Annotated in this window: 21 protein-coding genes; 14 read left to right on the top strand and 7 right to left on the bottom strand. The window is 49.9% G+C overall.

The genetic code is table 11. The features are described 5' to 3' along the window. Positions 1–2 precede the first annotated feature (2 nt). The 4 genes from EKM73_RS06135 to EKM73_RS06120 all read left to right on the top strand — a co-directional run bounded on the left by EKM73_RS06135 (position 3) and on the right by EKM73_RS06120 (position 2,931). Positions 3–866: an aldo/keto reductase gene (locus EKM73_RS06135; RefSeq protein ID WP_125701097.1), complete on the top strand. Its 864-nt coding sequence runs from the start codon at positions 3–5 to the stop codon at positions 864–866. A 123-nt stretch (positions 867–989) separates the two neighbouring features. Further along, on the top strand, positions 990–1,271 hold the full coding sequence (locus EKM73_RS06130; RefSeq protein WP_125701096.1) for a type II toxin-antitoxin system prevent-host-death family antitoxin: 282 nt from the start codon (positions 990–992) through the stop codon (positions 1,269–1,271). After that, complete coding sequence (locus tag EKM73_RS06125; RefSeq protein ID WP_125701095.1) at positions 1,268–1,624, top strand: type II toxin-antitoxin system YafQ family toxin; 357 nt, start codon at positions 1,268–1,270, stop codon at positions 1,622–1,624. Before EKM73_RS06130 ends, EKM73_RS06125 begins: the two co-directional genes overlap by 4 nt. A 137-nt stretch (positions 1,625–1,761) precedes the next feature. Then, positions 1,762–2,931, top strand: a complete 1,170-nt coding sequence (locus EKM73_RS06120) for a DUF998 domain-containing protein (RefSeq protein ID WP_125701094.1) — start codon at positions 1,762–1,764, stop codon at positions 2,929–2,931. A gap of 69 nt (positions 2,932–3,000) precedes the next feature. Here the strand turns inward: EKM73_RS06120 and EKM73_RS06115 are convergent, their stop codons facing one another. The 4 genes from EKM73_RS06115 to EKM73_RS06100 form a co-directional block, all read right to left on the bottom strand. Next, entirely contained in the window at positions 3,001–3,537 is a 537-nt protein-coding gene (locus EKM73_RS06115; protein WP_125701093.1) for a hypothetical protein, read from the bottom strand. A gap of 120 nt (positions 3,538–3,657) precedes the next feature. Then, positions 3,658–4,065, bottom strand: coding sequence for an aggregation-promoting factor C-terminal-like domain-containing protein (locus tag EKM73_RS06110; protein WP_164508873.1), 408 nt, complete (start codon positions 4,063–4,065; stop codon positions 3,658–3,660). Positions 4,066–4,393: 328 nt separating this feature from the next. Continuing rightward, on the bottom strand, positions 4,394–5,221 hold the full coding sequence (locus EKM73_RS06105; protein WP_125701091.1) for an undecaprenyl-diphosphate phosphatase: 828 nt from the start codon (positions 5,219–5,221) through the stop codon (positions 4,394–4,396). A gap of 159 nt (positions 5,222–5,380) precedes the next feature. Next, positions 5,381–6,292 (bottom strand): hypothetical protein, encoded by a 912-nt coding sequence (locus EKM73_RS06100; protein ID WP_125701090.1) that lies wholly within the window; start codon positions 6,290–6,292, stop codon positions 5,381–5,383. A gap of 265 nt (positions 6,293–6,557) precedes the next feature. On the opposite strand from EKM73_RS06100, the gene map reads away from it, so the two are divergent. Continuing rightward, positions 6,558–7,346, top strand: a complete 789-nt coding sequence (map, locus tag EKM73_RS06095; protein ID WP_125701089.1) for a type I methionyl aminopeptidase — start codon at positions 6,558–6,560, stop codon at positions 7,344–7,346. Between the two features lie 504 nt (positions 7,347–7,850). Next, positions 7,851–9,044: a multidrug effflux MFS transporter gene (locus EKM73_RS06090; protein ID WP_125701088.1), complete on the top strand. Its 1,194-nt coding sequence runs from the start codon at positions 7,851–7,853 to the stop codon at positions 9,042–9,044. A 139-nt stretch (positions 9,045–9,183) separates the two neighbouring features. Here EKM73_RS06090 and EKM73_RS06085 read toward each other — a convergent pair whose 3' ends face one another. Next, a complete protein-coding gene (locus EKM73_RS06085) occupies positions 9,184–10,080 on the bottom strand; it encodes an alpha/beta hydrolase (protein WP_125701087.1) in 897 nt (298 codons plus the stop codon). A 164-nt stretch (positions 10,081–10,244) separates the two neighbouring features. Here EKM73_RS06085 and EKM73_RS06080 point away from each other — a divergent pair, with 164 nt between their 5' ends. Further along, positions 10,245–10,910, top strand: a complete 666-nt coding sequence (locus EKM73_RS06080; protein ID WP_125701086.1) for a TetR/AcrR family transcriptional regulator — start codon at positions 10,245–10,247, stop codon at positions 10,908–10,910. 112 nt (positions 10,911–11,022) lie between these two features. Further along, on the top strand, positions 11,023–11,772 hold the full coding sequence (locus EKM73_RS06075) for a matrixin family metalloprotease (RefSeq protein WP_164508872.1): 750 nt from the start codon (positions 11,023–11,025) through the stop codon (positions 11,770–11,772). Positions 11,773–11,954: 182 nt separating this feature from the next. On the opposite strand, the gene EKM73_RS06070 is transcribed toward EKM73_RS06075, so the two are convergent. Continuing rightward, complete coding sequence (locus tag EKM73_RS06070) at positions 11,955–12,260, bottom strand: ArsR/SmtB family transcription factor (protein ID WP_020089376.1); 306 nt, start codon at positions 12,258–12,260, stop codon at positions 11,955–11,957. 142 nt (positions 12,261–12,402) lie between these two features. Between EKM73_RS06070 and EKM73_RS06065 the strand changes: the two genes are divergently transcribed. The 6 genes from EKM73_RS06065 (at position 12,403) to uidA (ending at position 22,158) form a co-directional block, all read left to right on the top strand. Next, positions 12,403–14,310 carry a heavy metal translocating P-type ATPase gene (locus tag EKM73_RS06065; RefSeq protein ID WP_125701084.1) on the top strand — a complete coding sequence of 636 codons (1,908 nt, stop codon included), beginning with the start codon at positions 12,403–12,405 and terminating at the stop codon, positions 14,308–14,310. 257 nt (positions 14,311–14,567) lie between these two features. After that, entirely contained in the window at positions 14,568–16,025 is a 1,458-nt protein-coding gene (locus tag EKM73_RS06060; RefSeq protein ID WP_125701083.1) for an NCS2 family permease, read from the top strand. A gap of 177 nt (positions 16,026–16,202) precedes the next feature. Then, positions 16,203–16,391: a hypothetical protein gene (locus EKM73_RS06055; RefSeq protein WP_125701082.1), complete on the top strand. Its 189-nt coding sequence runs from the start codon at positions 16,203–16,205 to the stop codon at positions 16,389–16,391. A gap of 417 nt (positions 16,392–16,808) precedes the next feature. Further along, positions 16,809–18,104 carry an MFS transporter gene (locus EKM73_RS06050; protein WP_125701081.1) on the top strand — a complete coding sequence of 432 codons (1,296 nt, stop codon included), beginning with the start codon at positions 16,809–16,811 and terminating at the stop codon, positions 18,102–18,104. A gap of 334 nt (positions 18,105–18,438) precedes the next feature. Then, positions 18,439–20,328 carry a DUF2264 domain-containing protein gene (locus tag EKM73_RS06045; RefSeq protein WP_125701080.1) on the top strand — a complete coding sequence of 630 codons (1,890 nt, stop codon included), beginning with the start codon at positions 18,439–18,441 and terminating at the stop codon, positions 20,326–20,328. A gap of 21 nt (positions 20,329–20,349) precedes the next feature. After that, on the top strand, positions 20,350–22,158 hold the full coding sequence (gene uidA, locus EKM73_RS06040; protein ID WP_125701079.1) for a beta-glucuronidase: 1,809 nt from the start codon (positions 20,350–20,352) through the stop codon (positions 22,156–22,158). A 452-nt stretch (positions 22,159–22,610) separates the two neighbouring features. On the opposite strand, the gene EKM73_RS06035 is transcribed toward uidA, so the two are convergent. After that, the gene (locus tag EKM73_RS06035; protein WP_125701078.1) at positions 22,611–23,606 is read right to left on the bottom strand and encodes a LacI family DNA-binding transcriptional regulator; all 996 of its coding nucleotides are present in this window, start codon (positions 23,604–23,606) and stop codon (positions 22,611–22,613) included. Positions 23,607–23,615 lie beyond the last annotated feature (9 nt).

The following is a 23,615-nucleotide window of genomic DNA, read 5'->3' as shown; positions in this document are numbered from 1 at the left end:
AAATGACAATGCCAACAATTAAATTGAATGATGGTAACGAGATTCCAGCGATTGGGTTTGGGACGTATCAAATCCCTAATGACGGTTCCACTTACACTGCTGTTAGCGAAGCCCTAAAGATTGGTTACCGGCACATTGATACGGCCGTAGCTTACTTCAACGAAGCCGAAGTTGGCCGGGCCATCAAGGATAGCGGCATTGACCGTGATCAAATTTGGGTGACCAGCAAGCTTTGGCTGCAAGATTTCGGTTACGAACCAGCCAAGCGAGCGATTGACCTTTCGTTGGAGAAGATGGGCCTGGATTACTTGGACCTCTACCTGATTCATCAACCCTATGGTGACGTTCCTGGTGCTTGGCGAGCGATGGAAGAGGCCCAACAGGCCGGTAAATTGCGGTCAATCGGGGTCTCCAACATGACACCCAAGATCTGGAATGAATTCGTGCCACAATTTACGACTTTACCAGCCGTGAACCAAGTCGAATTCAATCCCTACTTCCAACAAACGGCGATTCGTGAACTAATGGCTGCCGGGGATGTGAAGCTTGAATCATGGGGACCACTGGGTCAAGGTAATCAAGACTTGCTGAAGGACCCTGTGATTACGCAATTAGCCACAAAGTACGGCAAGAACGCCGGCCAGGTTATCCTGCGTTTTGAAAATCAGTTGGGCGTTATCGTCTTTCCTAAGTCGGTGCATGCCGCTCGGATCAAGAGTAACCTGGATATCTTTGACTTCACGCTGACCGATGCCGAAATGACAGCGATGATTGGCTTGGATAAAGGTAGGGGGCAGCATGATCCCGATGCGCCCGGCGTTAAGCAAATGCTGTTAGATGCGTTTGATGTTCATGCAGACGACTAGGAATAGGTTTAAAGAAAATGTGGCCACTTGTGGTCGCATTTTTTAACGTGGGTCGTGGGAGCACTTATGTTGTATTCTCGTACAATATCACGTACACTATGCAGTACAAGGAAGGTGGATTCTATGACACTTGCGTTAACACAAAGCGATTTTCGGGAACACATTAAAGACTATTTAGATTATGTTAATGAGGATGATGAAACCGTCTATATTGCACGCTCGAACAGTCGTGCCGTGGCAATCATCTCTCAAGAGAAGATGAATTGGTTAGAGACTGCGGTGCGCGCTAAGGAAGAGTCTTTGGAATACGCCATCGCCAGGGATCAGTTGATTCGTCGTCATGTTTTACCTGATGACAAGATCGTTGAATCTGATGGAAGCTATTGGGATCAATTTAAAAAATGAAAAAACTTAAGTTCAAACCGCGAATGACGTTTACTGCAGATCTCAAACGGCTAGCTAAGCTTGATAACACCATTATTGATGAGGTACGGGCAGCAATCGATCTCTTACTGGAGACCCACAGCCTGCCGGAAGAGTTTCGTGATCATGCGCTGACTCGTCGGTGGGCTGGATATCGTGAATTCCATTTACGTGACACGCTAACTGGTCAGCAGCCGGCCGATCACAACGATGTGTTAGTTGTCTACGCCATTGATGAAGATGCTTTGATTTTGATTGGTCTTAGGGTCGGGTCGCATGATCGCTTGTTTTCTGAACAGGATAGTTCTGTTAAGTTTCACAGACCACAGCAATAGTTTTACCAACCGGGTCGCCTGGTAATTACAGGCGGCCTTTTCGTGTGGAATCGGTCGCCGTACTCATAAACTCCGTTAATTTTCCGTCAGATTTGCTATAATTGGAAAGAATGGGCTATAGAGTTGTGGAGGAAAACATGAAAAGTAAGGATTTTAACTTAAAAATTCCGGCGGATATCAGTGAGCAACTTAAGCTGGAGGACGGGACGCCGGTTAAATTAGTCGTGAAACGTGACCGGTTGGTGGTTGAATTTGCCGAGTCGCGGCGACGGATCTTTCAAAACAAAATCATGTGGTGGCCGGTGATTACGGCCTTAGTGGTCAGCATTGGCTATTATATTTTCTGTCGGTGGCAGGGTCTGCGCCATCTGAAACTTTCTGGGAATGATTCGTTGGCAACGGGGCTGATCGTTACTGGCGTTGTCATGGGTACGCTGCTATTTACGATTTTCTTTATCCGGGATCGAAACAATCCTCAGAACCACTTTACGAAGAATATCTACTGGCGAAACTTTCCGGTGATTGTGTTGTCGTTTGCCCTGATTTTGGCACTAGTCTTAGTTGGGAGCATGTGGCTGCTGGGGATGCTGTTCAACGGTGCCAGCTTTGATCGAATTACGTCGAGCATTATTATCTTCGTCTTTGGCGTGTTCATTAATTTAGCGATGATCTACTTTGCCCAGGCGGTGGACGCCGGCGTGCTGTCAACGGTCCTCACACTGGTCATCATCAGCGGTGTGGTCATCTCGATGGCGGTGAACAATGAACGTTACTGGTGGCAACACAACCTCAGCTTTCTAGGGACACGGAATGCCTCCAGTGGTTGGCAGTTTAACGCCACACTGATTCTGTCGGCACTCCTGATGATTGCGTTGATTGACTACTTATTCGTGAGCCTTCAGGAAAATTATCCGGTTTCCTTACGGTTGACGTTGCTACGGGGCTTGTTGACGTTAACGGCCCTGAACTTAGGGCTGGTGGGGGTCTTCCCCAACAACGTCTCCTCGCATATGCTGCATGACCAGGTGGCGAGCTTCCTGATTTACTGCGTCATTGCGCTGATTATTGGTGTCCGGTGGCTACTCCCTCAGATTACCAAGGAATTTCTGTATCTGTCCTATGGTGTCGGGGCGGCGTTGGTCGTTGCGGAAGTCATGTTTCGCGGGATTGGGTATTTCTCGTTGACCGCGTTTGAAATGGTCGCGTTCGTCATGGCATTCGGTTGGCTGCTGATGTTATTGGACCGGATTGAATCACTGATCAACGTGGGGACCGAGAGTGAAATTTTTGCAGATTTAGAAGATTGAGCGAGAAGAGTTTGGGATGAAATCTCAGACTCTTTTTTTCGTTGTCGAAGCGGACGGCCATTTACCGCGTTACTTGTGGGTCACGACACTCAGTCGTTGAGGCATAGCACGGACCTTGGCGGCAGCGTGGTCGGCATTGATCTGCTTCACAATTTCCGTCAAGCTTGCGGTCTTGGTCTGATCCTTGCGAAAGGAGTGGACAATCATACTGTCGTACAGGACGTGTTGACTGTCCTTGAAGCGAAACCAGTTAGGGGCGAGGTTCTTGGCACTGTCCTGAATGTGTTGATCGGGCCAGACTAAGTATTTAGCCCCGCCATTGCGTGGATAGACTTCAACTTGCCAACCTAGCTTGAAGTCAGAAACTTCCTGCCAACGTTGGAGCCTGGAATGCTTGACGGCAAAGTAAATGATGCTGCTGTAAGTGAGCTTTTTGCTATGTTGTAGGTCGCTGAGTGTCAATTTGGAGGCTACTGGCTTCTTGGCTTGTCGTTTGGCAGTGGTCGTGGCAGTCCGTGTAGGTTGGGTTGCGGTCAAGCGAGGAACCACTAACAGACCGGCACCGACGAGTAAGAGGGGTAACGCGAGACTGATGATTTTTTTCATAGAAACCATTCTTTCATCAATTTTTGGGTAAAAAAATGGCGGTTAAACTCATCGTGGGTCTAACTGCCATTACGCGAAATGCTTATGTAATTGAAACTGCCGTTAAGCAGATTCGCTGGTTTAGTACCAGTGATGACTTTGCCAGAAACGCTTGGCTTTGGTCCATGAACCATAACGATTGTTGGCGTAGTTGTTGGCGGTCTTTTCTTGGTTTGCAGGAGAGTAGTCACCGTGCAGGTAAGATTTCAGTAATTGGTAACGACCGTAACAACGACCGTTGCGGGCAGAGTAATTGAAGCTAGACTCGCGTTTAGCGATCCAGTTCTTCGCTGCTTTTTGCTTTTTGGACAGGCCGGCGTTGATCTTGGCAATCTTCTTGGCCTGACTAGCAGACACACGAGTAGAAGCCTGAGCAGTAGTTGTTTGTTCAGGCACCAAGCTGGACGTAACATCGGTCACCATGCCGAAGGAAAATCCAAATAAAAGTAAAAGTGTTGCAAATTTAGTTGTAAGTTTTGATTTCGACATTTTTTTAAATCTATCCAATCTGTTTTCTTAATACTTAACAGCATACCTGAGAAATATTGCAGTTTAGTTACTGTGTAGTTAAAAGCCCGTCACATTTGATTGCAGATTGTTGCAAACGGGGGATAAATACCCGTAATCTCATCATTTAATGTGTATAACGCAGCTGAAAACGCTTAATACAATTGGATTGTGATGATGATTCGCTAATGCCGTTGATTAATTCCGTGTCGAAATATGTGTGGGTAAGGCAGAATGAAATTGGTGAACGTTACGCTAGGTTTATACATTTTGTGAATATGATTTTCAGCATATTAAACTTGGATAGCGGTCAATGCAGAAAGTCAAAGTAGGCGATGACTACGGCGCCTAACACAATGCGGTACCAGCCGAATAGTTTAAAGTCATTGTTACGGATGTAGTGCAACAGGAACTTAATGGCCAAATAGGCCACGACGAACGACACGATAACGCCTGTCAGGAGGACCATAGTTTGGCTACCGGTAAAGGTATTGCCATGGAGAAAATATTTGAGTACTTTCAAAAGCGATGCCCCGAACATCGTTGGAATGGCTAGAAAGAAGGAGAATTCCGTGGCCACAAAGCGTGAGGTGCCAATCAGGATGGCCCCTAAAATAGTGGCGCCGGAGCGTGAGGTTCCAGGAATCATCGACAAAATTTGGAAAAGCCCGATAAAGACTGCGAGTTTAATCGGCAACTGATTCAAGTCTGTGAAGCGTGGTTGCTTAGTCCGATTGTAATTTTCAATCACGATGAACAAGATACCGTAGATAATGAGCGTGGCTGCGATAACTTGCCAGCTCGTCAGGTGGGCCTCCATCCAGTCATTTAACGGGAGTCCCACAATAACCGAGGGTAGCACGGCGATAATGACTTTGAACCACAGCGTCCACGTCTGCCGGCGCTCTAACAACGATTTACTAGGCGCCCAAGGATTGAGTTTGGTGAAATACAGGACGACCACTGCCATGATGGCCCCGAGTTGGATGACCACCATGAACATGTTGATGAAGGCGGTCGATTCATTTAATTTTACAAATTCGTCGGCTAAGTAAAGGTGTCCCGTCGAGCTGATGGGTAGGAATTCTGTGATGCCTTCAATGATTCCGAGAATGGCTGCTTTAAGTATGTCTAACACGATTGGTCTCCTTTTCCACGTGAAGTTATGGTTTACCGAGAGCGTACGGCAAGACTAATTGTACCTAACGCTTGTAAAGACTGGGTGTTGGTTAGGTAAAGAGTATGTAAACAAAAACGGACCAGCTCCGAAGAGTTGGTCCGCACAATCAGAATTAAATTAGTTATTTTCCGATGCCAAGCCACGTAATGTCGCTAGCTTGCGGTAAACAAAGACGGTTCCCAAGAAGTAGCAGGCCGCAAGAGTCGCCGCAATCGGTAAGGTGTGGAACATATTTGCTGGAAGAACCAGTGCCAACAATGGAAAGGCATAGGCGGCTGGCAACTTGATTCGTAGGAGTTGTAGCAGGATGAAGACCAGAGGAAGCGTGATTAATGCGGATAGGAGCCACGAGGCGATAACCAAATGGACCAAAACGCCGATGGTCGCAGCACCACTCAGCGCGATGATCTGTTGCAAGGCCAATCTGCCGCTGTAACTGGGCACCTGTGATACTTCAAAGAAAACGACCAGAACAGGTGGAATACCAGCCATCTGTGGATAACCAGCAATCCAGACGGCACCGACCCAAACGGCCGCCGCGAGCACGAAGCCCAGCATGTGCTGGTAGCGTAGTGGTTTGCCGGCGGGTAAGCCCTTATAGTGACCCTGCAGGAGGACCCCAATCATCAGCGTCAGCGTAAACGCGAAGATGGCCAGAATAAACGACCAGTGGGTTGCATTGATAATAATTGGTAGCAGCCCAGTTGCAAAGGACGGCGCCAACGTGGAGCGCAACACATTCAGCAGTAGGAGAATCAGTAGGAGCGTGATGCCCACTTTTTCGGGATAGCTGATGGGAAATTGATTGACGATAAACCCAATCACTGCCGTTCCAGATGGTGCCAGGAAAATTTTGAAAGGCTGACTGACCCAGGTCGGATTGTGGTAAATCCACATACCGGCAGTGAGTGCGCCGATTTCTGGCAGAATAATTTCGTAATCGTGAAGCCAAGTGGCGATACCGACCATGACCAAGACTAGGGTAAACCCAATCAAGTAGTCGCGGATATCGCGTTTTGTGAGTGACATTGCGGGAACCTCCTTTTTTGAATTTTTTACATGAATTCCGTTCGTGACACAGCAAGATTGATTGTAACACGTTTCATTTGAATATTCAGGTGTGAAAATTAGATGAAAACGTTGTCAACACTAGTTTTGCGAAAGATGATCCCTTTGAGGTTCATTTACAGCCTTAAATTCTGGCTGAAACTTACAATTGCAGTTGAAGCCGGTTCTCAGTAGGGTATACTGATTTAAGACAGAAATTATATGACACTCACCATCAGGAGGCAACATGATAGCATTAAAATCAACGCGTGAAATTCAGGGGATGCAGGCAGCCGGCGACATTCTGGCCGGTCTGTTCCATGCCCTAGCAGATTACATCAAACCCGGGATGACGACCTGGGATATCGATCATTTTTCCTACAAATACATCATTGACCACGACGCCACTCCCGGCGAGCTGAACTTCGAGGGGTACAAGTACTCCACCTGTGTCAGCGTCAACGACGTGATTTGTCATGGTTGCCCTAGCAAGGACGAGTTGATCAAGGCCGGTGACTTGGTTAAGGTCGACACGGTCATCGACTATCACGGCTACCTGAGCGACGCATGCCACGCCTTCGTTGTGGGACAGGCTTCCGCTGAGGTTCAAAAATTAATGGACGTGACGTTAAAGTCCCTCTACCTGGGAATCGACCAAGCCGTCGTGGGTAACCGGATCGGTGATATTGGCTTTGCAATTCAGGATTACGCTGAAAATCAACTGGGCTATGGTGTGGTTCGCGACTACATTGGTCACGGCATCGGGCCGACCATGCACGAAGATCCTGACGTTCCTCACTATGGCACGGCGGGTCACGGCACGCGGTTGAAGGCGGGGATGACCATTACGATCGAACCCATGATCAACGTGGGTAGCTTGGAATGTAGCGCACCGGCCGACGACGGTTGGACGATTTCAACGGTTGATGGCAGTCTGAGTTGCCAGTATGAACACACCATTGTGATTACGAATGAGGGTCCGAAGATTCTGACATCGTTCGATCATGACTTGGATGCGAAGTACTTACTCAAATAATTACGAACACAGCAATAGGTCGACCTGGAATAGATATCCGGGCCGGCCTATTTTTGATGGCTTTTTTCGTAGAAACCAGAGCAATCATCATAAGGGGTGTCGTTCAGGCGTATTTGGGGAATCTGAGACAGGCGTGTAAATGATGGCTCCGTTGCGACCTGCAGTGACAGTGTATGCGGTGGCAGTTGGCGCAATGTTAGTCGGCAATGGGAAAACGACTTCTTTACCGATATGCAGTGGTTTAACAGAATTGATGGTGGGGCCTCCTTAGAGTTCTACCTGACTATCCATGAAAACGGGTGATATGTCAATCAGTTAGACTGGGAGTTTAAGATGTGAGCAAGTGTGCTCCTATCTTGACAAGCCTGACAATTTCCCGTAACCTAAATCAAACATCGAACAGAAAGGGGTGGCAAACCCATGACTCTCAATAGCTTAATGGCGTGTGTCCCCGCAAACGGACAAGGACGTTTTTCCGTAAAGTAAATTCTAAGGAGAAAAACGATGAAAAACGTCCGTCAATCGGTCCCATCTCTGGGATTGATGATTACCCTCGTTGGTTTTCCGCAAATCAGCGAATCTATTCTTACCCCGGTACTACCGCAGTTGCGCCGGGCTTTTGCCGTGAGTGCCAATCAGGTACAACTCACGATGAGTACCTACTTCGTGGCCTTTGCAGTGGGGGTACTCCTCTGGGGGCAACTCGCCGACAAATGGGGCCGTCGTCCGGCGATGCTGGCCGGAATTGCTCTTTATCTGGTTGGCAACTTGGGCCTGTACTTCAGCCAGCAGTTCAGTGTTCTGATTGGCTGGCGATTGGTGCAAGCCCTCGGAGCCAGCGCCGGTTCGGTCGTGACGCAGACCATCATGCGTGAAAGTTTCAGTGGGATTACCGGGGCCAAGGTCTTTGCGCGAACCAGTGCGGCGATGGCGCTTGCTCCGGCACTGGGACCGTTAATCGGTGGGGTCATGCAGACCTACTTTGGTTATCGCAGTGTCTTTGCGACGCTAGTTACGATGGCCGTGGCAGTTGGGTTGTACGCCCTGAGCTGCTTACCAGAAACGCAACCGCGAGACGGCCACTTGCCGCAGGTTCACCAGTGGCAGGTCGTGTGCCGGCTACTTCGTGATCCCATCGTCTGGGGCTACGGCCTCTTAATCGGGGGCATCAACGGCATCTTGTTCAGCTACTATGCTGAGGCACCTTTTATCTTCATGACCCATTTTGGCTACTCGGCCGTTCAGTACGGCTGGCTTGGCCTGGTCTTAGCGAGTGCTAGCCTGCTGGGAGCCTTGCTCGTGAATCGTCTGTTGAATTTTTGGACACCGGAGCAGGTGGCGTTGCGGGGTCTCAGCTTCAGTGTCGTAGCTAGTGGCGGCTTGATTTTAGCGGCTGCTTGGCAACAGCCCGTGGCCATGATTGCTGGGATTTTCCTGACCTTTCTAGGTCTCAACGTGACGTTGCCCAATGCCTTGAACCGGGCGCTAATTGGTTACGAAGAGGTTATGGGAAGCGCTAGTGGTTGGTTCAGTCTGGGTTATTATCTACTAGTCAGTGCGCTGACCTACGGGATGAGTTGGCTGCACAACGGCGCCATTCAGACGCTACCGTTGTATATGGCCGTCCTCAGCGTGGGCATGTTGCTGGCTTTTGTGGGCTTGGTGTTACCGCGTATTCGTGAAGACGTCACGGCATAGCGGTGTCAGGCTAACCTAGCACCTTCTTAAAAATAAACCAAACCTAAAATCAATTAAACAGCATGTTTACCAGTTTCAATCGGTAGGCATGCTGTTTCTTTGCGTCTATTTTGTTGCCAAGCAGCGAGATGGATTGAACTTAAGCCGCGTGGTGATCTAGGAATCCGACTATCCGCGTCACATATTGTTTTCGGTCCGTGGCGTAGCTCTGTAAGTGGGCTGCGTGGGGGATGACACAGAATTCTTTGGCACCGCGATAGTGTGTGTAGAGTTCGTCAGCCATTTTAACGGGCGTCGTCTCGTCGTCAGCGCCATGAATGAACAGGATTGGTAGACGAGCGCTTTTTAAAGCCGCCAATGGGCTGGCCTGATCCAGGGAGTAGCCTGCCTGAAGCTTGACGAGCTTTGACGTCAGGCCAACCGTAAAGGCCGGCAAGTGATAAGCTTGATTGACCTGGTAGCGTAGCTCGTCGATGGCGGTAGTGTAGGAAGAATCCAGGATAGCCGCTCGGACGTTAGGCGGTAAAGGCAATCCGCAAGTCATTGCAACAATGGCGGCACCCATGGCCGTTCCGAACAAGACGATTTCTGTCTCGGTCCCTAATTTGGCAATCGTCATGTCTACCCAACAGCGGGCGTCGATGCGTTCCAAGTAACCGTAACCGGTATACTTCCCCTCACTCTGACCAGTCGCCCGATTGTCGATGAGGACGACGTTGTAATTTAAACGGTGAAACAGCATGCCATAGTTCGCCATACCAGCTTTATCCGCCCGGAAGTCGTGAAATAAAAGAACCGTGTGGTGCGACGCTCCAGTAGCCGGCACGTACCAAGCGTCCTGACATAGACCATCGCAAGTATCGAGACACCAAGTCTCCCGTGGTAGATTTAGGAAGATCTGTTGATCAGTGGTGGGCACTGTTACCGGCCGGGGTAATGCAGTTGGCCTGGCGACGTTCTCTTGGACCAGACAGAGACAGATAGATAGTAAGTCTAACAGCAGTAAACCAACGAAACCCAAGGCAATTGAAAGCATGCGTTTCTCCCTTCGCGAACCGAATTAACTGCTTTAAAGATATCTTGGATTTTAATGGAAGTCAATACAAAATATACTATTATTGTTTAAAACGTCTAAATAATATAATTTGTCTGATTTCCTGAAATACGGTATGATGGGCAAAAAAGAGGGGACTGGCGGGATTGATCGATAAGGAAGAACGCAAGCTACAGATGATTATGAGTGTTCAGGAGAACGTGATTGTTCATGGGTTTGCTGGGATTAAGGTCGATGAATTAGCCAAAATCATGCATGTCAGTCGGGCTAAACTGTACCAATATTTCGGGTCTAAAGATGGCGTGATCACGGCCATGGTACAGCGTTACCTAGATTTTGTGGCGGATTTACGGGTTCCCACGGACATCGCTGAACCAACGGCATTTGCGGCGGCGTTGCCTAAGGTCTTTACGGCGAATATTGCCTACTTGGGAACGACGACGACCGTCTTCTTACGCGACCTCAAGCAGGATTATCCGGTGCTCTATCAGCAGTTTATGCGCGTTCGGCACGATTATAGTCAACGACTCCAGCAATTTTACCAGGATGGTCAGGCGGTGGGGTGCTTTAGCGCAACGTTGCTACCGCAGTTGATGGTCTTGCAGGATCAGCAGATCATTCCGGCAATGTTGACCCGAGAGTTCTTACTGAGCAGTGATCAAACGGTGGCGGGGCTGATTACCGGCTACTTTGACCAAGTTGTGCAAGAGATAGTGGTACCGGCGCACCAGGCGGCTGTTCACCAGGCCGTTGCACCCAATCAATTCGACAGGGTCGTGGCAACTTATTCACGACTTTTAATGTTGAGATAGGCTGTTCTGTGTTTCGAGAAAGCCTTGCTATTCACCCAGCACCCAGGTAAAATCACACTAATTGGGTCGTTTTAACCCGAACAAGATTACGGATTGAGAAAGGGAGATCAGTGTGAAAGTTGTTAGGCGATTACTAATAGTCGTTGCGTTAGTAGTCGTAGTGCTCGTTGCGAAGACTGGCTGGGGCCCATTTTCCAACGTGCCCAGTGAGGTTACTCAGTTACAAGCAGGTGTGACGCGCTGGATTAGCGGTCACCAGCAACCGACGAAACGGCAAGGTAGTGGCCAGGCGTCAGCGCATTCTGAACAACCGGAATCTGCCGTCAAAGTGGAACAGGTCAGTCACAAGCAGACGAAGCAGGCCACCGGCACGCCAATTGAACCCATCGTTGCGGGGCAGAAGCTGAAACGGACCTACAAGTATCACTTTGCCAAGAATGTACCGGCTAAGGAGCGGCAGGCATTTACCCACGCAGTTCACGTCTATAATCATACGGGGATCGTTCACCTGAAGGCCGGGAAGGCAGCTCAAACTGAAAATCAAATTACTTTCGGCGCCTATCATAAGAAAGTTACCCGAAATCAGACCAGCGTAGAACTCGGCCGTGGCGGCCCGCAGATCACAGAAACGGTCAGCTTTCGGGGGATGACTATCCGTAACAAGGCGACGGCCAGCTTGAATATTACGTACGCGCTGGCGTTTAAGGATTCCGTGGCGATTCACGAACTAGGCCACGCGCTAGGGCTTGACCACAGCATGGCCCGGTCTTCAGTCATGTATCCGCTGGATCAAGGGAAAATGTCCCTGTCTCCGGCGGATGTCCGGGGGCTACGTCAGGTCTATCAGAAAACCAAAAGTTAAACATAAAAGGACCTGGGAAAAATTCCAGGTCCTTTTGCTACCCAATCTTATATGGCCGAAACGTGCGCCAAAAGGCAGCCGGTTCCGCTTAAAACTGCTAACCAAATAATCCAAATTCGGGATTATTCGATTAGCAGCCTTAATGCTCGCCAGCTAACCGCCTCTTGTCCCACTCTTTTTAACTATTCTTGAATATGTTCCTTAACCAATTCGAAAATCTCAAAGATATGTTCGTCGGCGAGGGTGTATTTGATAAACTTACCATCGCGATTGCCGACAACCAATCCAGCCTGACGTAAGGTCTTGAGCTGATGGGAGATGGCGGATTGCGACACGTCCATGACGGCCGTAATTTCACTGACGGTGCGACTCCCTTGGTAGAGTAACGAAAGAATCTGGTAGCGGGTTGCGTCACCAAAGGTTTTAAAGAGGTCAACACTCTTTTTAATTTCTGTAGTTGTGGGAAGCTGATTATTTTGTTTTTCCATATTAGTCACCATAGCTTTCATTTTATCATAAAAGACTGATGCAAGTTTGGTCACTTTAGCAGTTGACACGCCTTTTAGATATGTTATGATGAGCATATACATATGAGCGACCGTTCATATCAAATTTTAGGAGGCGAGTACGATGCGGGAATATTTAAAATTAGCAGAAACCAAACGTGACTTAGCCACGATCTTAGGGAGTATGTTGCTCCTCGCCATTGCCAGTTTCTTACCATTATTGAAAGCGGTTACAATTGGGCTATACCTGTTGGCGTACCTGCTCGTGGGCGGTCCAATCCTCGTGGATGCCGTGAAGGATTTGTTTAATGGTAAGCTCTTTGGTGAAGCCTTCCTGATGACGGTCGCAACGGTTGGGGCCTTGGCGATTCAGCAGTATCCTGAAGCTGTTGCGGTCATGCTGTTCTATCGCATTGGCGAGTTCTTCCAGGATTCTGCCGTCAGCAAGTCCAAGCAGTCCATCACTTCCCTCCTGAAGATTCGGCCGGACTCCGCAAACCTAGTGGTCAACGGTCATACGCAACAGATCACACCGGACCAGATCAAAGTGGGGGACACGCTCATCGTGCGGCCAGGGGAAAAGGTTCCCGCCGATGGCACGGTCACGAGTGGCGAGACCTATTTGGACACCAAGGCTTTAACTGGTGAAACGAAGCCAACGATGGTCGCTGCTGGTGATCAGGCGTTGAGTGGGACCATCGTCAGCAATGGCGTGATCGAGCTCCAGGTCGAGAAAGCTTACGCGGATTCGACTGTGGCCAAAATTCTTGAGTTGGTTCAGGATGCCACTAATAAGAAGACGAAGACTGAAAACTTTATTACAAAATTTGCACGGGTTTATACCCCTGCTGTCGTTGGGATGGCGGCATTATTGGCGATTGTACCACCGCTGTTCTTTGCCCAACCCTTTGCCGATTGGCTCTACCGGGCGCTGATCTTCTTAGTGATTTCCTGTCCCTGTGCGCTGGTCATCTCCGTGCCGCTCAGTTACTTTGGCGGGATAGGTGCGGCATCACGCAGTGGGGTGCTCATCAAAGGCAGCAACTACTTGGAAGCCTTGAATCAGGTGAAAACGGTGGCCTTCGATAAGACGGGAACGCTGACGCGCGGCGAATTTGCCGTGGTCAATGTGGCCCCGGTCAGGCTCAGTAAGCCGGCGTTAATTAAGCTGGCAGCGACTGCCGAAGTAGCTTCCCCACATCCCATTGCCAAGTCGATCGTGGCGATGGCCGGTCTGAGCACTGACAATCAGTCGGCCGCTGAAGAGCTAGTTGGGCTGGGTGTGAAGGCTACGCAAGATGGACAGCCACTTTACGTGGGGAATGCCAAGCTAATGCGCCAAGTTGGCGTAATGACTGATTTACCAGAAGGTACGACCGGGACCATGGTCTACGTTGCGTTAGCTGGCCAGTACCAAGGGGCCATTGAAGTTGCTGACGCGATTAAGGAAAACACGGTACCAGCACTGCGCGCGCTGAAGCAGGACGGTGTGAAACATACGGTCATGTTGACCGGGGATAATCGCCAGGTCGGCCAGGCTGTAGGCCAACAAATTGGCATCGATGCTGTTAAAACGGAGCTACTACCACAGGATAAGGTGGCTGAGATGGGAGCTTTGAAAGCCCAATTAGGGTCTAAAGAAAAGTTGGCGTTTGTTGGTGATGGGTTAAACGATACGCCAGTCTTAGCCAGTGCCGATGTAGGGATTGCCATGGGCGCGTTGGGTTCCGACGCCGCCATTGAGTCGGCCGATGTGGTGCTGATGAACGATGATCCCCTGGCAATTCCACGAACGATTGCGATTGCCAAGCGAACCAAACAGATTGTTTGGGAAAATATTGTGTTTGCCCTTGGCATCAAGATTCTCTTCCTGACACTGGCCGCCTTTGGTATCACGACCATGTGGTGGGCGGTCTTCTCCGATGTGGGTGTGACGCTGATTGCCGTCCTAAATACATTACGACTATTATTGATTGGTCGTCAAGAGAAGCCACGTAAGGTTCAGAAAACTTTGGCGAAGGTTAGCGGATAGAATCTAAATTGAATGCTAAAATGAGGCGCCAGCAAGTTGATTACAGTCAGCTTGCTGGCGTTTTTTAGTTGCCTACTTTTTTGGGGGGAAGGCCGTTAGTGGTGTGCCAACATCAATGGTGCCAGAACCTGTTAAGTTCGTGTATCATATGTTTTTCTTGGCTTATTCAGCATAATCTGGTATAGTTCTCCATATAGAAGCTGACAATTATCTTTTATTTATTATTTAATGTTCGTATTTTATAGGAGGAATCCACCGTGGATAAGTTTTTCAGGCTCAAAGAGTCAGGAACCACCGTTGGTACTGAAATCGGTGCGGGGGTCACGACCTTCTTCGCCATGTCATATATTCTCTTCGTTAACCCCCAGATCCTGGGACAGACGGGAATGCCGCAACAGGCGGTCTTCCTCGCGACGATTATCGCTTCCGTTGCTGGAACCTTAGTCATGGGATTGTTTGCGAACGTGCCGTATGCGTTGGCACCGGGGATGGGGTTGAACGCCTTCTTCACGTACACCGTGGTTATGGGGCTGGGCTTTACTTGGCAACAGGCCCTAGCGTTAGTATTCTTCTGTGGCATTATTAACATCATTATTACGGCGACTAAGATTCGGAAAATGCTGATTTCCGCCATTCCGGTCAACCTCCAGCTTGCTATCAGTGGGGGGATTGGGGCGTTCATCGCCTACGTGGGATTGAAGAACGGAAACTTCTTGCAGTTCACCAGCGATGCTAGCAGCATCCTGACAGTCAATGGCAAGGCGTTTAACGCTACACAGGAGACCTTCAAGCACGGTATCGGTTCAGTCGTGACCAACGGGAGTATCACGCCAGCGCTGGAAGTGTTCAATTCCCCAGCATTGATTCTGGCCGTTATTGGTCTGGTCGTGACCGTGATCTTTAAGGTGCGGAAAGTGCCGGGTGCCTTACTGATTGGAATCTTAACGACAACGGTTATCGGAATTCCCATGGGCGTGACGAACCTGCACCTCGCGAGTGGCTATTCGATTGGGTCATCCTTTCATCAATTGGGCACGACTTTCCTGGCAGCCTTCTCGTCCGAGGGGATGGGCTCGCTGTTTGCCGAGCATAATCGGGTGATCCTGGTGTTGATGACGATTCTGTCCTTCAGTCTCTCCGATACCTTTGACTCGCTGGGAACCTTCATTGGAACCGGTCGGCAGACGGGAATCTTCTCCGGCAAACGGGAGCTGGAACTGGAAGCACAACCCGGGTTCAAGTCGAAGTTAGATAAGGCGTTGTTCGCCGATTCTATTGCGACCGGGGTGGGCTCCATCTTCGGGACATCTAACCTGACGACCTATGTAGAAAGTTCCGCGGGAATCGGCGCGGGTGGCCGAACCGGGTTGACCAGTGTGGTCGTCTCCATCCTGTTCCTGTTGAGTTCATTGGCCTCACCACTGCTGTCGATCATTCCAACGGCTGCCATTGCGCCATCACTGATTCTGGTCGGCATCATGATGATGAGTTCCTTCAGTAAGATTCCGTGGCACGACTTTGGCGAGGCAATTCCAGCCTTCATGACGTCGTTTATCATGGCGTTTGCTTACAACATTACCTACGGAATCGCGGCTGGGTTCATCTTCTACTGTCTGGTCAAGACGGTCGAAGGCAAGGCTAAAGAGGTTCACGGCTTAATCTGGATTGTCTCGGCGCTATTCGTGATTAACTTCGCGGTGCTGGCATTAGTCTAATTGGGCGAATCAGGAAGCATCGGGATGGTGAAAACAGCCGTCCCGGTGCTTTTTATGCTCTAGAGTGGTGGGTTCCGGTCTTAAATGGGTATTAGGATATTTGTAAGGCGTGCTACCGGGGGATGAACCTAAGAGTGTGTTATCCTGTGGGCAAACATGACCTGGGAGGGCTTACCAGTGCACCAACAATATGAGGTTTTAGCCGGCGGATTTCCTGTGAAAATTGTGCGTCACGTGACAAGTGTCATGATGAAGACGGTCAAAGTGACAGCGGAGGTCAATTTAGAAACAGGCGAAGTTAAATTAGCAGTACGGCCTGAGGACCTGCAGAAGTTACGTAAAGATGCGAAAATATCTGATCAGTAAGACGAGTTATTTAGTAACTATTTGTTTGCAGATGTAGTGGCTTCATCCGCCAGGTGTGCTGATACTAAGAGTTAGCTCACCAAACTAGCAACACAAGCTGATAATATGACAATGAAGAATGAGATGAGGGAGTAGCGGTGCTAGTGTGGCGGCCGTTGCTTTTTTAATTAAAAATTTTAGTAGCTCGAAAGCCGGTCTAATAGTATGTTTAGTAAATAACCATAAAACTTCATGATGTTTTACTAAATAACGTCTATACTTTGCAAAATGAAAGCGTTATAATCCAGTTGTAAGCGCTTTTACTTTCCGCAATTTAGTAACTCTGAGAAGGCTCCCGATGTTCGATTCAAGGGAGCCCACTAAATACGGAAAAAGAAAGCCCTTACAAAATCTATACATACTTAGGAGTGAGAAATAATGTCGAAAGAAGATAAGACGGACAAGCAGGCTGTCAAGGCTGGTGTCGGGGTCGTTACCAACGCCAAAGTTAAAGACGAGGAACAACCTAAGCTGCCTTGGATGGTTTCATCCGCTATGTTTTTGGCGCCATTATGCTGGTACGGGCCAATTGGATCCACTAGAAGTGTTTTAATCCCGCAATTATTCGCGCAATTGGACCCTGTACATAAGGTTTGGGCCGTTGGGATTTTAGCCACGGTCGCTTCCATCACTGGGGCGATTGCCAACCTGTTATTCGGGGCATTCTCAGATGTTACCCGGACCCGCTTTGGGAAACGGAAGCCTTATATCGTTGTCGGCACGATTGCCATCGCGATTTCACTGGTCGTCATTGCCAATGTTAAATCAATCATGGCCATCATCCTGATCTGGATCATCGCGGCTGCGGCCGAAAATGCCATTGCTGCGGCGATATATCCGCAAATATCGGACCGGGTCGCACCAAAATGGCGGGGAACTGTTTCGACTTTCTACGGGGTCGGTTTTACCATCGCCCAACAAGGGTTTGCGCTGTTAGCGGCTCAATTCTTGGGTAACGTTAAGATGGGGATTTACTTCATGGCCGGCAGTACCGTTGTCTTGGCCATCATTCACTTGCTCTTGATTCAAGAAAAGGGCAATTTGGACGAACCTAAAGTTGCCATCAACAAGGACACTTTAAAGAAGTACTTCTTCTTCCCAACGCATGACGCACGGGACTTCTATTTAGCTTTGACGGGTAAGTTCTTCATGGTTGTTGGGTCAACCATCGTCACGACCTTCTTACTCTTCCTGTTCACCGATTACATTGGTCAAGGAACGAGTGAAGCTGGGAAATCAATTTCCATCTTCTCCTCAATTATGTTAATCATCGGTGTGATCTTCGCCTTGATTGGGGGACCATTGGCCGACAAGCTGAACCGGGTTAAGGCACCAGTTGTGATTGCCACCTTTGCCTTAGGTTTCGCTGCATTGTTTCCACTGTTTGTTCAAAAACCATGGGCAATGTTCGTTTATGCCGTCATCGCTGCCTTCGGGAATGGGTTATACAACTCTGTCGATGGTGCCTTGAACATGGACGTTTTGCCTTCATCTGACACTGCCGGGAAAGACTTAGGGCTGATCAATTTGGCCAACACGTTAGGCCAGATGTTAGGTGCCATGGTGGCTTCAGCTATCGTTGCCGCCTTTGGTTACGGTGCCATCTTCATCTTTGCCATTGCCATGGAATTAGTCGGTGGGATTGCCATTGCCATGATCAAACGGGTTCGGTAGTTTTGCCAGATTAAATGATGTTAGGAAAAAGAGACGTTTATTAGCAAACGTACGGAAGACTCTATGTCACTAACGGCGTAGAGCCTTTTTCGAAAAGTGATTGAAGTGTACTAATCATTACGGATAATTATTAGTGATACCACGGTTTACTAAGCTTTATACGAATTAAGCGATTATTATGGGGTGAAAACAGGATTAGCCGGAGGAGGCCAGAGATGGCGCCAGCCGAGCCGACAGCCCGTACTTTGGCTGGAGGTGATCCCCACAGCGGCAGAATCTCTGGCAACCGCAGGCGGAAATTTTTACCTGAAAGATGAGTAAAGGAGGACTTAACTTGAAACGACAGTTATTCAACGAACAAATCAAAGCGAACCCACTCCGCAGTAAGGCGGATGTGAAGTCGGCACTGTTGGACATTCTTAACCCAGCGATGGACGTCCTGAGTCAGCAGAAACAAAAGGGTCGCTTCCGCATGAGTGATAGTGGGGCGGTCTACCTTCAAGATAAGACTGAAATTGAAGGCTTTATGCGCTTGCTGTGGGGCCTCGGTCCCTTCTTCAGCAACGCGGAGAACGTCAAGGCTTACCCTGACTGGTTTGAAATGACCACGCAGGGGATTCTTGCCGGTGTTGACCCCGAATCAGACAGTTACTGGGGTGGTGACCTCGGCGACTACGATCAACTCTTCGTGGAAATGGGCGCGTTGACGGCCTTTCTATACGAAACCAAGCCTAACTTCTGGGACAGTCTCTCAACGACGCAACAGAAGCAGATCGTGGATTGGATGGATCAGGTCAATGACAAGGTCGTGCCGAAGACCAACTGGCTGTTTTTCAAGGCCATGGTCAACAAGTTTATCACGGACTCCGGTTACGCCGACCATTCACAGTTGGTTGCCGACGATTACGCCATCACCAATACCCACTACCTTGACCACGGCTGGTCCTACGATGGGTATAAGAATCAAATCGACAATTACATTCCGTTTGCTTACCAGTTTTTCACCTTACTGACGGTTGGCCTGACCGACTGGCAGGGGGATGAAGCCACCTTGTTGCGGGAACGTGCCAAGGCCTTCGTGCCGAGTTATGCCAATTGGTTTGCGGCGGATGGGGCGGCCTTACCTTATGGCCGGAGCCTCGACTACCGGTTTGCCCAAGCGGCCTTCTGGGCGGTTGCAGCGTATGCGCACATTGACTTACCAGAGGGGTATGCGCTGGGTGACATCAAGCATTTACTCTTAAATAACTTACGCTGGTGGTTCCACCAGAATATTTTCACGACGGACGGCCTGATTCCTATCGGCTACGCCTATCCGAACATGGTCTTCGCGGAAGGCTACAACGGTCCCGCTTCGGCCTACTGGGCGCTCAAGACCTTTATCTTCTACGCACTTCCCGATGACGATCCATTCTGGACGACGCCGGAAAGTGACGACTTTAAGTTCGAACCCCTCAAGAAGCAGCCAGAGCCACGGATGTTGGTCGCTCACAGTAAGACCGGGATGGAAGTCCAGTCCTTTACTGCCGGTCAACATTCCCACGAACACGCTGCCGGTGCTGCCAAATACGAAAAGTACGTGTACTCCTCATCGTTTGGATTCAGTACGCCTAAGGGTTCCGTATTACTCAAGCAAGGGGCCTTCGACAACACACTGGCGGTCTCCGAATCCGAGAATTTCTGGCGGACGGCCTTCAAGTATTCGGACTACCAGATCCATGACGATTACGTTTACTCCGACTGGCAACCATGGGATGACGTGGATATTAAGAATTACGTGATTCCAGATATGCCATGGCACGTGCGGATTCACCAGATTGATACCGCGCGGGAATTACACGTGGCTGAAGGAAGCTTCGCCGGTCCCGATAGCGGCGATCCTCGCGAACACGAGGTGGCGGTCAAAGCCAAGAATGCCGTCTTCTATCAGACGCGGGTCGGCATCACCGGGTTAGTTGGCCTGTCAGATAACTTAAAGGTGGAACTGTCCGTGCCGGAACCCAACACCAACATCTACTTCCCTAAGACGAAGATTCCGCTACAGACCGGGATCTTGAAGCCTGGAAAGTACACCTTGGTTTCCCTTTATCTGGGGGACCGCGAGTTGGAGAGCCTGGATGCTAATGGTGAGATTGCGATGCCAACCATTGCGTTGGTCGGGAACCGCGTTGAAATGACATTGAATGGGCAGACCACCAAGGTCACCCTGGATGAATTTAAATAGAATCTGGAGGAATCAGACATTATGGAGCAAGAGTTACTCTATCCACTTACCAATAAATGCCGCTTTGACCAGAAGCTAGATGGTCTCTGGGACTTCGAGTTTGACCGTGAAAGCCAGGGACTGGCTGACAATTGGACCGCAAAATTACCCGATCCAATCAAGATGCCCGTTCCGGCCAGCTTCAACGACTTCTTTACGGACAAGGATTCTCGTGAATACACTGGCGATTTCTGGTATGCCAAGCGGGTCTTTGTCCCCGGCTCACTGCGCGGTAAGCTGATTGGCCTGCGGTTCGGTGCCGCTACGCATCGCGCTACGGTCTACGTCAACGGTCAGGAGATCCGTAGTCACGAGGGTGGCTTTCTGCCGTTTCTCGCCGACATTACCAGTGCCGTGAAATTTGACGAGGAAAACTTAGTTGTGCTCGAGATGAACAACGAGTTGCACCGCGATGCCTTGCCAGCTGGTGATACAGCTGTCTTGAAGAACGGGAAGAAAATGGTGAAGCCGTTCTTTGACTTTTACAATTACTCCGGCCTGAATCGTAGCGTCCATCTCGTCGCTACACCGGAGAATCACGTGGTGGACTACACCGCCGTTTCTACGCTGGGGGATGACTTGGCCACGGTTCATTACACCGTGACGACCAGTCAATCCGTCGGTAGCGTGAGCGTCACATTGCGTGATAAGGACGACCAAATTGTGGCTACTAGTAATGGCCGAACCGGGGACCTCGTCGTGCAGCACCCACAGTTATGGAACGTGCGCGACGCCCACCTCTATACGCTGACGATTCAAGTCACGGCCAACGACAACTTAATCGATGAATACAGCGATGAGATTGGGATTCGGACAATCACCATTGCTGGACACCAGATCGAAGTCAACGGTCAACCCGTTTACCTCAAAGGCTTCGGGCGGCACGAAGACAGCATCTATGCCGGTCGTGCCTTCGATCTTAACGTGGAAAAGCGCGACTTCGAGCTGATGAAATGGATGGGAGCCAACTCCTTCCGGACGTCGCATTATCCTTACGACGAAGAGGTTTACCGCTTTGCCGACCGCGAAGGCTTCCTGATCATCGATGAGGTGCCCGCCGTTGGGTTTAAGATGGCGGCGGCCAGTTTCCTCGGGGGCCTCGACCAGTCCTTCTTTGACGGTGACTGGACTGAGGAGCTTTACAAGAAGCATCTCGATCAAGTAACCGACATGATCCACCGGGATAAGAATCACCCGAGTGTCTTGGCCTGGAGCCTCTTCAATGAGCCCGATACGTCCAGCAAGTCTGCTGTGCCGTACTTTGAGAAGATGTTTGCGGCCACCAAGGCCTTGGACCCTGATCAACGGCCACGGACCTTTACGTTGAATGAAGATGACACCTTCGACACCTCTTATTGCAAGCAGTTCCCTGACTTCTACCTGTTGAACCGTTATCCTGGTTGGTACCACAAGTGGGGCTACGAAATTTCCGATGGCGAAGCCGGTCTGCGTGAGGAACTCGACAAGTGGGCAGCCTCGGATATCGACAAACCCGTTGTGTTCTCCGAATATGGCGCCGATACTCAGCCGGGCCTGCACAAGTTGCCTTCCGTGATGTGGAGCGAAGAGTATCAGATTGAGCTGCTACAGATGTTCAACCGGGTCTTCGATTCTTATGACTTCATTCGGGGGGAACAGCCTTGGAACCTGGCCGATTTTCAAACGGTTGAAGGGAACATGCGGGTCAATGGGAATAAGAAGGGCCTATTCACGCGGGACCGTCAGCCGAAGGAAGCGGCGTTCTACCTCCGCCATCGTTGGCTCGACATCGACAATAACTTTAAGAACTAACGCTTCCTTGCGCCTTGCCGGGCGGTGAAAATCAACTGGAACGCTGAGGGCGGGCGCCTAAAGCCATAGAGCGGTCTTTAGGCTTGCTTTGATCCTCTGAGAGACTAGTCTCAAAGGCACCAATTCCCTAAGCGGCCTAGCCGCTAAGGGAATTCCCACAGCTGAGTTGATTTTCACCGCCCTCACGGCTGACGTTGTGTTAGTTCAAAGTTATTCGACTTTCTTGGATATTTTATAAAATTGTGTGAGGTCAGTTATCAATGATTTCATCACGTTGAGGAAACCTTGACTAGGTTTTTGTGGAAATTTAGCGATGTCGGTTTCTAAACAATTTAGACCAATTAAACAGCTAAAAACCGCAGTAAACCAGGTGTTGAGAACCTTGGATTTACTGCGGTTTTATTTTAATTGTGGGATTGTTTTTGAAGGTCGCTAACCGGTGTAGCGGTGTATTAGATGCTACTGTCTCGCTTGATGATGCGGGTACTGATGACCACGGATTCCGGGATCTTGTTGGCATCCTTGATCTGCTCCTGCAGGAGGTCGAAGGCCCGCTCGCCCATGATTTCCGTGTAGACGTGGACCGTCGTCAGCGCCGGGTAGGCGTACTTGGCAATTGCCACGTCGTTGAAGCTGATGATGTTGACGCGATCTGGGACGGCGATGTCGTGTTGCTTCAGGGCCTTCAGCGCCCCAATTGCCATGGAGTCACTGCCGATGATGAAAGCGTGTGGTAAGTCCTCCTTCAGCTCGGTGATGGCGCGTTCCATCAATTGGTAGCCGGAGTCCGGACCGTAACTGCCCGTGAACAGGAAGTCGGGGTTGAAGAGACCCTCGTGGACGAGTCGGTTGCGATAGGTCGTGGCGCGGGGATCGTAGACAGCGTTGTGCTCGGTCAGCGTTTTCTCTTGACCGGCAATCAGGCCGATATCAGTGATACCTTCAGCTAGGTAGTGATTGATGATCCAGTTGATGGGCGTTAGGAAATCACTCTGGACGCTGTCGAAGCCGTAGAGTAGATAGTTCTCCCCGATGAAGACCAGCGGCTTGTGGTAGCCGGCCAATCGGTGGATTTCGGATTCATCATACTTACCCACCGCGATGATGCCGGAGTAGCCGGTCAGGTCGATGTTGGCGATATTATTAAATGAGATAGTATCGACCGAAACGCCGCCACTCATGGCCTTGGTCTCGATGCCGTACTGAATCTGGTAGTAGTACAGGTCGTTGAGTTCTTCCTTGTCGGAGTGCCACTGGACCACGGCAATCTTCGTTCCGGACTGCTTGGCCTTCTTGGGCTTCTTCTTGTACTGCAACTTTTCGGCGACTTCTAGGACCTTGCGCCGGGTGTCTTCGCTGACGGCGAGGGTGGCATCGTAATTTAGGATGCGAGAGACGGTAGATGCCGATACGCCGGCGCTTTTCGCCACGTCCTTGATGGTTGTCATCGGGTAGTC

The sequence above is a fragment of the Levilactobacillus fuyuanensis genome, assembly GCF_003946395.1.
GTDB classification, from domain to species: domain Bacteria; phylum Bacillota; class Bacilli; order Lactobacillales; family Lactobacillaceae; genus Levilactobacillus; species Levilactobacillus fuyuanensis.
This window is presented reverse-complemented; position numbering and strand designations above follow the sequence as displayed.